Source organism: Chitinophaga oryzae, from assembly GCF_012516375.2.
Taxonomy (GTDB): Bacteria; Bacteroidota; Bacteroidia; order Chitinophagales; family Chitinophagaceae; genus Chitinophaga; species Chitinophaga oryzae.
In genome coordinates this window covers 4,457,247-4,472,757 of the sequence record NZ_CP051204.2, presented here as the reverse complement: position 1 = coordinate 4,472,757, position 15,511 = coordinate 4,457,247, and the positions used below count along the sequence as shown (strand labels likewise).

Annotated in this window: 5 protein-coding genes; all 5 read left to right on the top strand. The window is 53.3% G+C overall.

The window, feature by feature from the left end; all coding sequences use genetic code 11:
* The first annotated feature begins 7 nt into the window (after positions 1–7).
* Complete coding sequence (locus HF324_RS18385; protein WP_168860472.1) at positions 8–1,564, top strand: lanthionine synthetase LanC family protein; 1,557 nt, start codon at positions 8–10, stop codon at positions 1,562–1,564.
* Positions 1,565–1,810: 246 nt separating this feature from the next.
* Positions 1,811–3,442 (top strand): MBL fold metallo-hydrolase, encoded by a 1,632-nt coding sequence (locus tag HF324_RS18380; RefSeq protein ID WP_220101198.1) that lies wholly within the window; start codon positions 1,811–1,813, stop codon positions 3,440–3,442.
* Positions 3,443–3,490: 48 nt separating this feature from the next.
* Positions 3,491–3,709: a hypothetical protein gene (locus HF324_RS18375; protein WP_168803870.1), complete on the top strand. Its 219-nt coding sequence runs from the start codon at positions 3,491–3,493 to the stop codon at positions 3,707–3,709.
* Between the two features lie 36 nt (positions 3,710–3,745).
* On the top strand, positions 3,746–10,717 hold the full coding sequence (locus HF324_RS18370; protein WP_168860471.1) for a non-ribosomal peptide synthetase: 6,972 nt from the start codon (positions 3,746–3,748) through the stop codon (positions 10,715–10,717).
* Positions 10,717–15,507: a non-ribosomal peptide synthetase gene (locus HF324_RS18365; protein WP_168860470.1), complete on the top strand. Its 4,791-nt coding sequence runs from the start codon at positions 10,717–10,719 to the stop codon at positions 15,505–15,507. The genes HF324_RS18370 and HF324_RS18365 overlap by 1 nt, the downstream gene beginning before the upstream one ends.
* Positions 15,508–15,511 lie beyond the last annotated feature (4 nt).

Here is a 15,511-nt window from a genome sequence, read left to right as displayed (position 1 = left end):
TAAACGCATGGAAATACTGAATACAGCGGCGGGAGTGTCGCCGGCAGCATACCGGATCTGTCAGTCTATCGACCGGATGGAAGCTCCACTGACGGGTGCTGATATTAAAAAAGTGGTGCCTGCAAGGTGTGCTTTTATGCTGGAGCTGTTCCGTCGCACCGGTGAGCAGGCGGTATGGAACGATCTGATAACATTGGCCGCACAATTAAAAACTTACCAGGAATCCCCTGGCTATAATTATACGCTTTATGGCGGGCGGATGGGCATCGCCTGGTTTTATCTCGGGCTTTACAGGACCAGCGGGGAAAACCAATGGTTGCAGGAGGCGAGGCAGATAGCGATGGACTACCTGCAGGGAGAATCCTTCCGGTATAGCATCATCGCTACCAGCGGTGTTGCCACGGGGCTGGCTGGTATCCTGCTGGTGCTGCTGCATGTGTACAAGGAAACGCAGGACCCGGAAATACTGGAAGGGCTGGAAAAGATTGTGTTGCAGCTTGCCTTCCGTGCAAAGCAGGGGAGGAAGGGAATTCACTGGGGCAATGCCACTAATTGCGAGGGTGCCAACACAGGCTTTAAAAACGGTGCTGCCGGTATCGCGCTGGTACTGTCGGAAGTCAGCCGTTATTTTTCGTCCGGCATACTGGAGGCGCTGGCTGCCAAAGCGCTGGAATATGAAGCGGATTATCAGGCAGATCCCGTAAGCGCCGGCTATCCCGGCAGTGAGGCGCAGTATGGGGAAGGGTTCTTTCTGCTGAAGTACATGCAGCTAATGGAAACAGAAAACGGCGATGGTGGCCTGCCGGAGGGGTTGCCGCTACGGTCCGTTTTCCGGCAGGATGGATACGACATACTGGATGCATACCTGCAATCGGCTTACCGCCGGACATGTTCGTTGTTGAAATCGCTGCGGCCGAATGTCCTCCAGGCGTATTACAGCGAATACGGTATGCCGGATATCGCGGCATTTGAAAAATACATAGAAGCCTGGCTGGCAGCGGCGGAGGAGCATACCGATGTAACGGCCGTCAGGGTGGAATTTGAAAGAGAACAGTTTATCCTTTCCGTCAGGCGCTCACTGGGATTCAGATGCCGTCCGGTGGCGGATGACGAGGCGGGCGTAGAACAACTGGAGGCGCAGATGCCGTTGAGCACCGAGCGGTTTTTGTCACTGCGGCTTGTTCATGCCCCCAGTGTGAGGACACGCAGCTGGGAGGAGACAATGGACCTGTCGCGCGTGCTCACCGTACCAGCGTTTGCATCATTCTTCCAGCATTACGGTGCGCGTTTTTGTATTTGTTATCTTTCCCTCGACGATACCTTGCAGGATATCAACCCGGGCATTATCAGGCTGGTATTCGAACAGTTTGACCAGCCCCTCACCATCAGGGAAGCGGCACAACGCATTGTAACGTTTATACAGCAGCAGCCTGCTCCTGCATTGGCGTTGCTCAAAGATCATTACTATGTGACCGACGATGAACAGCTCTTCGGGAAAATAGTAAATCTGGTGATTGATGGCGCACGGCTCCATATGGCGGAAGGTATTCTGGTCACAACCTGATTCGTAATTATATCGTAGTAAATTATTTTGGAAAGCTTCTTTTTTCTAATTTTATTGCATAAATTGAACAACAATTCCAAAGCAACTTTGTAAACCTGACACCCTTTTTTAATCATTGATTTTCAACTTGCAGTAACGCTAAGACGTTTTTACTGTAGCGTTAGCTCTGTCTTTCCCGGTTACCCTATTTTCCTTGCACATCCGGGTTTCCCAACATAAAAATTTACTCATTCAATTGCATATGCCATGATGGAAGATTTGTATTATCTCAAGCCAAATCTGGTGATCGAACCATTATTTAAAAGATGGTATGCGTGGTCATACCTCATTCCACCGGCGACTGCCGCGCAAAATGTTACCGGCCGCCATATGAAGATCATCAATTCGTATATACAGGCGCCACAGATACACATGGAAGCCGTACGTAACCCTAAAATGAAAGGCGGGCCGTTTATGGACTTCGGACGAAACAGGGTGGAAGAAGTACGCGCGCTGCGGGAAGAAACATTGTCATCCCAGCAGGACCTGGTAGCGCTGTCCGACGCCTTAAAAGAGCTCGACCAGCTGCTGAAGGAACATGCCAAAGGATATTCCCTGGAACCGCTGTACGCTAAAGTGCCGGATATTCTCAAAGGATATGTGGAACTTAACTATGACCTGAACAACCAGCCCTCATTCCGCATCGTGGAGTCCCTGCTCTATAAAAGCAAATACTACCAGGAACAGTTCCAGAGTATCGCGCTATGGGTCACAGAGAACGATGAAAGACCTTTTGTGCTCAGCACTCCCCGGCTGGATGAGCCGAACGTGCTTCACCTGCCGGTAGCTTTCAATGACCGCGTGATCGACGAAATAGCCCGTATGAAACATACGCCTAACACGATCAGTTACCTGAAAGAACTGCTGAATGTTTCCAGAGAGGACGAAGCGCTGCTGGAAACCTTCTTCACAAAAGATGCGCCTCCTCCGTACCAGCGTTATGAAGGCGACAAGATCAGGATGCGCTATTTCGGGCATGCCTGCATTCTCATAGAAACAAAAGAGGTGAGCATACTGGTAGACCCGCTTATCAGCTATTACGGATACAATACGGAGCTCGCCCGTTTTTCCGATATGCATTTGCCGCCTGTAATTGATTATGTCCTGATCACCCATAACCATCAGGACCATATATTGTTTGAAACGTTGCTGCCGTTGCGTCACCGGATCAGGAATATAGTAGTCCCCCGCGGCGGCTATGGACAATTGCAGGACCCTAACCTGAAAATGGTGTTGCAACAAACCGGTTTTAAAAATGTGCTGGAGCTGGAGGAGATGGGTACCCTGGAAATGGGCGATTGTACCATCACCGGTATTCCCTTCTTCGGAGAACACTCTGACCTCAGCATTAGTACGAAGATCTGTCACTACCTGCAGATAAACGATTTTAAAATTATGTTTGCGGCAGATTCATGTGTGGTGGAACCCCGCCTGTATGAACACGTGCAGAAGGAAATAGGCAAACTCGATGTATTGTTCCTGGGCATGGAATGTGACGGTGCGCCGTTAAGCTGGCTGTACGGACCGTTGCTTACCAGGGACCTTCCCAGGGATATGGATGCTTCCAGAAGGCTCGCCGGATCTAATTTTGAAAGAGGAAGCGCTATTGTCGATATCTTTCAGCCGGCAGAGTTATATGTATACGCCATGGGGCAGGAACCCTGGCTGGAGTTTATCAGCAGCATCAAATACACCGATGAATCCAACCCTATCGTGGCCTCCAATAAGCTGATCAGCGAATGCAAAGAAAAAGGCCTCGCCGCTGAACGCCTGTTCGGTGAAAAAGAAATACTGTATAACAAACACAAGTCTCCCGCAACCGCACACCCCGTATTATAGAAGCACTATCAGCCACGGCTCCCTTTTCCCCTTAATTCCAACAGATTTATGGCAAAACAAAAAATGGAATCCCTGATGGACAGGGTCAGGGCACACTTTGCATATATGAAGGAATTTTTTTCCGAATACAATGCACAGCTGGGGGAAGATATGCCCCGGCAGTTACCCTCGTTTACTGACGAGGAAATGATGATTTACTGTGGGCATCCGGAGGCGCAGGCCTCCGGGCCGGCGGCTTCCCCTGAAGAACCGCCCGCAACCAAATAAGCCACAGGTTAACCTCTTTTGTTGAAAATAAAAAGTATGAAGGTGAGTATCGAAAACACCGCCCACAACCTACGCATTTATATACTGGATGAACATGACCTGCTGGTGCCTGTAGGTGTCGCAGGGAAGATATGTGTCGGCTACGACCATTTGTCCGCGATAGAAAAATATTTTCCCGGCGGCCCGGCACATAGTCCCGCGCCGGACCCTTTCCGGAAAGACGGATGGCTCTGCAGGACCGGCGATACCGGACGATGGCTGGAAGCCGGCCGCCTCGAGTTGCTGACAGATATTCATATAACCGATGCCGTTAGTGATCAGCCGGTTCCGGCAGCAACAGCCTTTGAAACACCACGCAGTACATTTGAGCAGCAGTTGCTCGATATCTGGCGGAGCGTATTGGGAAAACAGGAGATCAGCATCCACGATGATTTTTTCCGCTCCGGAGGGCACAGCCTTAAAGCAGTGCAGCTCTTTGCGCGCGTACGCCAGCTGATGGGGCTGTCTCTCCAAATGAAAGATGTTTTTACACATACGACCATTGCCGCCCAGGCGGCGTTCCTGGAGAAAGCCGCCACCAGCCGCGAAAGTGGCATCGTTCGTGCGCCGCATCAGAGCAGCTATCCGCTCAGCCATGCCCAGCGCCGCTTCTGGATGCTTAGCCAGTTTGAGGAACGCTCCCGGGCTTACCATATCGCTAACGTATGTACGCTGAAAGGACAGCTCGATAAAAAGGCGCTGCAACGTGCACTCTCATTTGTACTGAACAGGCATGAAAGCCTGCGGACCGTATTCCGGCTGAATGAAGCAGGAGATGTCCGGCAGCATGTGCTGCCGGTCTGGGAGGTGGCATGTGCACCGCGTTACGAAGATATCACCGGCAGCCCCGATGCCGGCGCTGCGCTGCGTGCTATCGGCGATCGCGAACAGCTGGCCGTTTTTGACCTCAGCACTGCTCCCTTGTTCAGGTTGACGGTGGTAAAGACCGGTGATGATGAACATGTGCTTTTTTACACCATGCATCATATCATTAGCGATGGATGGTCGATGCTGGTATTGCTGAGGGACGTAATGGCCGCTTATAACGCCCTGCGGATATCCGCTTTGCCGGAGCTGCCGCGCCTGGACATACAATATAAAGATTATGCCCACTGGCAGGAGCAATACCTGCAAGGCGATACACTGACTGCCCTGGAGCATTACTGGATGAATCAGCTGAGTGGTGAACTTCCGGTGACGGAACTGCCGCTCGACTATCCAAGGCCGCTGGTACAGTCCTTTAGCGGCCATAGTATGATCCGCGAGATGCCGGCCTCACCGGTGGCGGCTTTACGGACATTATGCCACACGGAAAGTACCACGCTCTTCACCGGCCTGCTGTCTGCGTTGTCTGCATTGCTTTTCCGCTATACAGGCCAGGAAGACATGATCATCGGGACACCGGTGGGAGGGCGGGAACAACTGGCGCTGGAAGACCAGATCGGCGTATATCTGAATACGTTACCCCTCCGCATGCAACCGCTGGGCGGCGCTTCCTTCGGCGCGTTGCTGACGAAAACCAAAGAGGTGCTGCTGGGTGCTTACGAACATCAGGCCTATCCGTTCAATATGCTGACGGACAAACTGGCGCCACCGGTAAACATCGGGAGGTCGCCATTGTTCGACGTGATGGTGGTGATGCAAAACCAGGAAAATATTACGCTTGATAATACGCCGGACCACCTGGAAGGGATAACAACCGGGGGCACGCAGGAATTTGCTTTGCAAACCAGCCAGGTGGACCTCACCTTTACCTTTACGGAAAGGGATGGCAAGCTTTTTCTGCAGATAACATATAATACCGCGCTTTTCAAAGAGGCCACCATCAACCGTTTGTTTACGCATTTTTTCAATCTTCTCCGGGAGGTGACCGCCTGCCCCGGACAACATATTTGTTTCCTTAAATATCTATCTGACGAAGAAGAACAGCAACAGCTCTACACATTTAATCATACCGCAGTTGCCTATCCGTCAACACTTACTATCGCAGACCTTTTTGAAGCGCAGGCGGATAGTACGCCGGATGCCGTCGCCCTGGTGTATGAAGACCAGCGAATGACTTACCGGGAGTTGGACGATGCGGCCAACAGGCTGGCACATCACCTCATGGACAGCTATCACGTGAAACCGGATATGCTGGTCGGCGTAATGATGGATAAGTCAGCGCTGATGATGATCGGCATACTGGGCATTCTGAAAGCAGGAGCCGCCTATGTGCCGGTAGACCGCGGTTATCCCGCCGCCCGCGCCGGAGCGCTGTTGCAGGACGCCACTGTGCAGCTGTTGATAACTGACTCTGCTGCCGTATTCGACCTGATTGAATATTACCAGGGAGATATAATGGCACTGGACCTGCAGCTGGACAGTTTACCTGCCAGGGAAGGGCGCCCGGCCCGCCAGGCCGGCCCGGCTCATCTGGCTTATGTGATGTATACCTCCGGTTCGACCGGTCGTCCGAAAGGGGTGATGGTGACGCATCAGAGCGTGGTACGATTGGTGAAGAATACAGGGATCGTAGCTTTCTCCGGCCAGGATGTGCTGCTGTCTACCGGCGCAGTGTCATTCGATGCCGTAACGTTTGAATATTGGGGAATGTTGCTGAATGGCGGCCGTTTGGTGCTGGCCGGCAGGGAAACGCTGCTTGACTATACGCTGTTGGGGAACCTGGTAAGAAAGGAGGCAGTGACGATGATGTGGTTTACTGCATCCTGGTTCAATCAACTGGTGGACGCCGATGCAAGCCTGTTTGCAACCCTTGCAGTGGTCCTGGTAGGAGGCGATCGCTTGTCTCCGCATCATATCGGGAAGTTGCGGGCATTATATCCGTCACTGGTGGTGATTAACGGTTACGGGCCTACGGAAAATACAACTTTCTCTGCTACATGGCAGGTGACGGACGACGACGTGGAAGATATTCCCATCGGGCTTCCTGTCAGCAACAGTACCTGTTACATCCTGGATGCCAACCGGCAGTTGCTCCCGCTGGGCCTTGCCGGCGAGTTGTATGTCGGCGGCGACGGGCTGGCGCGTGGATACCTCCAGGCCCCTGAACTAACGGAAACACAATTCATCCCACATCCTTTTGTTCCGGGAGAACGCCTCTACCGCACCGGCGACATGTGCCGTTACCGGCCGGACGGCGTAATTACTTTCCTCGGCCGCAAGGACCAGCAGGTGAAGATACGCGGCCACCGCGTGGAACCGGCGGAAGTGGCGGCGGCCATCAGCCGGGTGGCGGGTGTTACCCAGGCGGTGGTAACAGTCATCGACCTGCCGGGAAATGATAAAGGCCTGGCTGCGTATTTTACTGCGCTGCCGGGAACGGACGTGGATATGGTCAGCGCTGCGTTGACCACACTCTTGCCCGAATATATGCAGCCGCAGGCGATTATGCTGCTGGACCAGTTTCCGCTGAACGCCAACGGCAAAGTGGCCGCGGGTGAATTGCCTCCGCCGGATATGACGGCGCTGCGGGGAGCAACAGCCGCCTACCTGGCCCCCCGTAATGAAACAGAGGAACGCCTGTCCCATATATGGGAGGAAGTCCTTGAGCGGAAAAACATCGGCGTCAACGATCACTTTTTTGACCTGGGAGGCCATAGCCTGAAAGCGATACAACTGATCAGCCGGATCAGAAAAGAGTGGTCTGCCGATGTGCAGATCAAAGATATTTTCAGTCATCCCCGCCTGGCGGAAATGGCTGCGCTGATTGCAGTCGCAGGACAGCAGGCCGTAGAAGAGATTCCCGCGCTGCCGCCTTCGGAATACTATGTTTTGAGCAATGCCCAGCTCCGTTTTTGGGTACTCAGCCGCTTCACCGACAGCTCCCTGGCTTATAACATGGCGTTGGGGCTCCGGTTAAACGGACCGCTGGAAGAAGCGCTGCTGAAAGCGGCACTGCATACCGTGGTAAGCAGGCATGAAAGCCTGCGGACGGTATTCCGGCAAACATCATCGGGAGAAGTAATGCAGTACGTACAACCGCCGGAAGGGATCACACTGAACTGGAACTATCGCGATATCAGCGGAGAACCGCAGCCGGAGCAGGCACTGAAAACTATTTATGCGGAAGAGCAGCTGAAACCTTTTGATCTCGGACAAGGACCGCTGCTGAGGACCATACTGGTAAAAATAGCTCCCAATGACCACGCATTTTTTTATACCATGCACCACATCATCAGCGATGGCTGGTCCATGCAGGTGCTCGCAAAAGAAGTGGTGAGCATTTATAATGCCCTGTTACATGGCAGGCTTCCCGATCTGCCGCCATTGAGGATACAATACCGGGACTACGCCGCCTGGCAACAGTCACGGCTGGACCAGTTACAGCAACAGGAGGATTACTGGATGCGCCAGCTGGAAGGCGATCTGCCGGTGCTGGACCTCTTTCCCGGTAAAACCCGCCCACCGATACAAACCCATCACGGTGATAGCTTGTCAGTCACCTTGCTGCAGGGCAATATGGAAGAACTGTACCGGTATTGCAACCGGGAGGCAGTTACTCCTTTTATGCTGCTGCTGGCGTCTATCAAAGGCCTGTTCCACCGCTATACCGGACAGGAAGACATTATCGTTGGCATTCCTGTAGCAGGCCGTGAGCAGCAGGAGTTGGAAAACCAGATAGGAATCTATTTGAATACACTGCCGCTGCGTACCCGGTTCAATGCGGCGCAGAGTTTCCGGGACCTGTTATTGAAAGAAAAAGAAGTGTTGCTGGAAGCGTATGGCAACCAGGAATGTCCGTTTGACCGGTTGCTGGAATTACGCAAGGTGAACAGGGACGTTAGCCGCTCAGCTTTGTTTGATGTATTGGTGGTACTGCAGAATCAGAGCAACACCAATATATATAGCGGAGATGACGGAATGGAAGGACTAACGGCCAGCTATATCGATGGGTTGAAAGCAGAAACCAGTCAGTTTGATCTTACTTTTTCCTTCGCAGAAACCAGCGGGGGTATTCAGCTGTCGCTCTCTTACAATACAGACGTTTTTGAACGGGAAGAAATCGTGCGCTTGTCCGGCCACTATGCGCAGTTCCTCGCAGCTGTAGTGAAAGATGCCGGAGTTCCGTTGAGCAGGGTGGATTACATCAGTGAAGGGGAGAAGCGGCTACTGCTGCAAACATTCAACGACAATAGTGCTGCGGTACATGAAACTATAACGGTGCCGGATATACTGGCAATGCATATGCAAAGGCAGCCGGATGCTCCCGCTGTCACGGATGAAAGCGGGACCGTCACGTACCGTATGCTGGAAAAAATGGCCGGCAATATGGCTTACCGGCTGCAAACCGCCTATGGCGTAAAAAAGGGCGACCTCGTTGTGATACTGGCGGACCGTTCCTCCTTATTTGTAGCTGCCATTCTCGCTATCTGGAAATGCGGCGCTGCTTATGTGCCCATCGATCCTGATTATCCTGCTTCCAGGGTACAGGCAATTATAAATGCTTCCAGCCCTGCTGCGGTAGTCTGCGATGAAAAATACCAGGCCCTGGCCGGCGGGTCTGCGGCGCTGATAAATCTTTTGACGGCAGACGGCGAAGAAAATATACCAACGCCGGTACAACTTATACCGGCCGATCTGGCCTATGTGATATTTACCTCCGGTTCCACCGGCGAACCCAAGGGAGTGATGATTGAGCATCAGGGAATGCTCAATCACCTGTATGCGAAAACGGAAAGCCTGGAGATGTCGGCTACCAGCGTGGTAGCCCAGAATGCTTCCCAGAGTTTTGATATATCTGTATGGCAGTTTTTTGCGGCGCTGATAACGGGAGGCAGGACCGTCATATACAGCGATCAGGAGATATTTGAGCCGCTGGCCTGGTGGGAAAAAATACGCCGTGAAGGAGTTACCATTCTGGAAGTGGTACCGTCCTACCTTTCGCTCTTACTGGATTTGCTGGCGCAGCAGGAAGAAAGGCCAACGCTGTCATTAAGATACCTTGTTGTTACCGGTGAAACGCTCAAAGCGGCATTGGTAAGGAAGTGGTTTGAGTTTTATCCGCATGTGCCGATGGTCAACGCCTACGGGCCTACGGAGGCGTCGGATGATATCACCCACCATTTTATGACGGAGGCGCCGCTGACGGATAATATTCCGATAGGAAAGCCGGTAAGGAACATGAACATCTATGTGCTCGACGCCCACCGGCAGTTATGCCCCGTGGGAGTAGCCGGCGAGATTTATGTGGCAGGCATTGGCGTTGGCAGGGGATACCTGAACGATCCGGAGAAAACCGCAGGCGCCTTTATGGATAGTCCTTTCGGCGGAGCTACTTCGGAGAGAATGTACAAAACGGGGGACGTCGGCCGGTTCCTGCCGGATGGGAGCATTGAATTTTATGGAAGAAAAGACTACCAGGTAAAAATACGGGGAAACAGGATCGAGCCGGGAGAAATTGAAAGCGTACTGCTACGGCAGGAATCTGTTAAAGCAGCGGAGGTGCTGCCTATGGAAGGCGCTGATGGCAGGACTATGCTGGTTGCTTATGTCGTAGCGGCCGGCGATGATGTGGCCACCCGGCTGCGGGATCGCCTGGCGGGGCTGTTGCCCGACTACATGGTGCCCGCCCACATTATAGCCATCGGGCAGATGCCGCTTACGCCCAATGGAAAAACCGACCGGCGGGCATTGGAAAAAATGCTGCCGCTGGAGGTACATGCCCACAAAACCGGAGAGCCTCCCGCAGATGACATGGAAGCCACCCTGGTGAATATCTGGGAAGAAGTACTGGGCGTGGACGAAATAGGCGTCAACGACAGCTTCTTCGAACTGGGAGGACACAGCCTCGGCGTAATCCGCATATTAAATGCTGTTCAGCAACAGTTCGATGTGAAAGTAGATATGCGGGAACTGTTTAAAAGGCCCACTGTGCGGCAGCTGGCCCAGGAAATCAAGCTGCTGCATGCTTTAAGGGAACCCGCCGTTACAACTAATAACCATCATAGCAAGGAAATCATTATATAATGGAAACAGCGAAATTTATCCTTTACCTGAAGCGTATAGGGGTCAGTGTTAGTCTGTCGGATGGCCAGCTGCGTTTAAGAGCAGATCAGGACGTCCCGGAGCATGTGCTGGCCGAAGTACGTGAAAGAAAGCCCGCATTAATCGCATTATTGTCAGAAAAGCTGGACCAGGCAGGAAGAGCTGATATTATTATACCTGCGCCGGAACAGGAAAGTTACCCGCTGAGCCATGCGCAGCAGCGGTTCTGGATACTCAGCCAGTCGGAAGCCGGTTCCAGGGCATACAATATTCCCGGCGTACTGTTGTTTGAAGGGGAACTGGATATCGCTGTGTTTTCCCGGGCGCTGGATTTTGTCATCGGCCGGCATGAAAGCCTGCGCACTGTTTTCAGGCAAAACGAATCGGGAGACATCCGGCAGTATATTCTGCCGGGCGGTGCATTTCCGTTGCCGCTGCAGACTTTTGACCTGTCTGACGAGACTAACCACGAGGCGGCATTGGCCGCTATGTTTGACGAGGAACAGGAAACTGTTTTTGACCTGGAAAGCGGTCCGTTGTTACGTACGCGCATCGTCAGGCTGGGTGTGGCCCGGCATGCGTTTTTTTATACTATGCATCATATTATCAGCGATGGATGGTCGCTGGCGGTATTGACCCGGGAAATCATCCAGGCCTACAACTGTTATAAGCAGGGCCATGGCCCCGTGCTGCCTTCTTTGCCGCTGCAGTACAAAGACTATGCACAATGGCAGCATTCGGAGCAGCAGCAGTCTTATTTTCTGCAACAGGAACAATATTGGCTGCAGCAGTTTTTCGGACCGTTGCCGGTTCTGGAACTGCCTTTCGCAAAGAGACGGCCTGCCGTCAGAACATTCCGGGGCGCCTCGCTGGTCCGCCCGTTGTCAACCCCGATGCTCAGCCAGCTGAAAGACCTTTGTGTGAAGGAAGAATGCACACTGTTTATGGGGCTGCTGGCAGGATTGAATGCGCTATTCTTTAAATACACGGGCCAGGAAGATATTATCCTGGGTACACCGGTGGCAGGAAGAGAACATCCGGGACTCGAAGACCAGATCGGATTATATATCAACAGCCTTGCGCTGCGTACCCGTTTTGAGGCTTCAGACAGTTTCCTTTCGTTGTTGAGAAAGGAGAAGACGGTGCTGATAAACGCATACCGGCATCAGGCATATCCCTATGATAAGCTGGTAGCGCGGCTTACGCCTCCGAAAGATACCGGCCGGCAACCTTTGTTCGACATCCTGGTGGGGATGCAAAATCAAGCGTCCGCCAATATCTATGACAGAAAGGCCATATTCGACGGCCTGCAGGTGTCTGTGCCCGAAGGAATGCGTACGGCCGGCAGCCATTTCGATGTTAGTTTCACTTTTGTGGAAGCCGCAGGCGGACTGGAACTGGTAGTCATTTACAACACGGACATTTTTAATGGCCGGGATATATCGGACCTGTTTGACCGTTATGAAGAATTAATGTTGCACGCAGTTGGCGACCCAGGTCAACGACTAAGCAGCTTGTCCTGGATAGGGGCGGCGGCACAGCAGCAGCTGGAAGCTTTCAGCGGTATACATCAGCTGCCGTCGTTGCCGGCTGCCGTGATGGCGCCTGATCTTTTTGAGGCGCAGGCCCGCGCCACCCCCGAGGCTGTCGCACTGGTGCATGGCAGCCGGAAAGTCAGCTACCGCGAACTGAATGAAGCGGCCAACCGGATAGCGCATTACCTGCGGGAAAAACAACAGGTAAAACCCGGACAGCTGGTTGGCCTGATGGCGGAGCGTTCCCCTGAACTGGTATCCGGGCTGCTGGGTATCTGGAAGGCGGGAGCTGGTTATGTGCCGCTGGACGCGGGCTACCCGGAAGAACGTATTGTACATATGCTAACGGATGCGGGTATACGACTGGTGCTGACGGGAAAAGATATTCAGTTGCCAGGCGCTACCGGTGCAGTGGCGGTGCCGTTGCAGGCGGCGCAAACGGAAGCCGGTGATGTCACTGATCCGGTCCGTACCACCCGCTTGCCGGACATTGCTTATATGATCTATACCTCGGGCAGTACCGGAGCACCTAAAGGAGTGCAGGTAACGCATGGCAATGCGGCGCATTTTTTTGCCGCAGTGCAGCAGTTTGGAAGCGGCCCCGGTACGGTGTTTCCGTTCGTGGCCTCCCCGAGCTTCGATATCTCCCTGTTCCAGTTGCTGACGCCCTTGCTGAGCGGAGGCGCCAGCCTGATCGCCGACAGACAGGTGATAGATGATCTGCCTGCTTTCACGGCATTGCTGCAACAGGCAACGATGATCGATACGGTGCCCGGTGTGTACAACCTGGTAGCCGATCATATACTGGACAACGGGTTGACGGGAACGTTTGACCATGTAGAAAAAATATTTATCGGCGGCGATACCATCCCCGATACTTTGCTGCAGAAGTTGTCGTCCATCTTCCGGAAAGCGGAGATCGTGGTTACCTACGGTCCTACAGAAGGAACGATCTTCTGCACGGCGGTAAGCTACAATATCGGCGCCGGCGTGCTGCCTGCCGGCGGAGCGTGCATCGGGCGGCCATTGCCCGGCAGCACCATCTATATACTGGACAAAGATCATCAGTTGTTACCGGCGGGCGTTATGGGAGAAATCTGTATCGGTGGCGCCGGCGTGTCCGCAGGTTATTTTGGGCAACCGGAGCTGACGTCGGAGAAGTTCCTGCCCGATCCGCTTATATCGGGAGGCCGCATTTACTGCAGCGGAGATCTTGGCCGGTGGAATGAAAGCGGAGAGGTGGTGTTTATGGGCCGCCGCGACACACAGGTGAAGATACGCGGCTTCCGCATTGAGACGGGCGAAATAGAACGTGCCCTGCTCAGCCATGAAGACATCCGCGAAGCGGTAGTGATGGCCCGTGAAGACGGTACGGGAAGCAGGTACCTGGCCGCATACCTGGTCACAGACAAGCCATGCCCGCCGTCCGCAGTGCGGAGCTACCTGTCGGGCTTATTGCCGGACTATATGCTGCCCGGCTATTACATCAGCCTGCCGCAGCTGCCGTTAACCGGCAATGGCAAGATAGACCGCCAGGCGTTGCCGGAACCTGGTGAGCAGGACGCCGGTCGCAGCACCGCCTATGCCGCAGCCAGCAATGATATGGAAGCGCTGATGGTACAGGTATGGGAAGCGGTGCTGGGACGTACAGGCGTTAGCGTTAATGATAATTTCTTCGAGATAGGGGGCGACTCTATCAAGTCCATCCAGATTGTGTCAAGGCTCCGGAAATATGGTTATGCACTATCGGTAACGGATGTACTGCAATACCCTACACCTGCTGAACAGGCGTTGCAGGCGGCTGAATTGTTGTATGACGGCACTACACAACAGCTGTCAGGCAATGTGCCGCTTAGCCCGGCCCAGCGGGCATTTCTGGAAAATGAAAAATTGGTGAAAGGCCATTTCAACCAATCGGTATTGTTGTTTAGCCGCGAAACGATTTCGGAAGATGCTATCCGCGCGGTATTCCACTTTATCTGCCGGCACCACGATGCGTTGCGCCTGCGCTTTGAGCAGCAGGATGGCATATGGACACAAACATACAGCGACACAGAAGAAGCTTTTAGTATAACCGTCTACGACTGGAAAAACCGCGAGGTGGCGAACGCAGTGACGCTCATGGAGGCTGCCGCAGACAGCCTGCAGGCGGGCATGTTGTTGCACGAAGGCCCGTTGGTCAGGCTGGGTTTGTTCAGGCTGGCGGACGGAGACAGGCTTTTGATCGTCATACATCACCTGGTAACAGATGGCGTATCACTACAGATATTGCTGGAAGATATCGCCGCGCTGTACCGTCAGTATTTGCAGGGAGAAGTGCTTGAGCTGCCCGCCAAAACGGATTCGTTTAAACACTGGATGGAACAACTGAACAGCTATGCCCTGTCGCCTGTGTTGTTGCAGGAACAGGCATATTGGGAGAAGGCAGCAGCCGTGATCACTGACCCGTTGCCGCTGGACTATCCGGCAGGACAAAACCTGGTGAAAGACACACAGACGCTTGTATGCAGGCTTACGAAAGAACTAAGCCAGCAGCTGCTTACGGAAGTCAACAGGCTATTGCATTCCGAAATGGACGATGTGTTGCTGACAGCGCTCGGACTGGCCCTGCGGGATGTCTTCGGCATGCGCAAGGTGCTGGTAAGCATGGAGGGACATGGCCGGCAGCCGGTTGCAGGACAGGCGGACATCAGCCGGACGGTGGGCTGGTTTACCAGCATCTACCCGGTAGTACTGGATATTGCCTGGCCGGACGATCCCGGACAACAGCTGCGGGGGGTGAAAGAATCCCTGCGCGCAATACCGGATAAAGGTATCGGATATGGTATACTCAAATACCTGGGTGAACAGGAATCTACCCCCGACTACTTCAACAGGATACCTGAAATACGGTTTAATTACCTCGGACAATTCAACGATACGGTGCTGGCAGAAAAGGAGCACGCCTACTTTTCCTTCTCTGCGGAACCTAAAGGAAATGAAGTCAGCGAAACCTCGGAGAGAGAGGTGGTACTGGAGCTGACAGGTATCGTATTTAACGGCGTGCTGAGCCTGGACCTTGCCTATAGCGCCGGGCAGTTCGATTCGCCCACGATGGAAAAACTGTTGAACGCACTGGAAGAAAGACTAGTGAGTCTTATCCGTTACGGCACTTCCGTAACCGAGGTGCAGATAACGCCCCAGGACCTCGGCGACGCCGAATTATCAATGGAAGCATTTAATAATCTGTTTAAATGAGCAT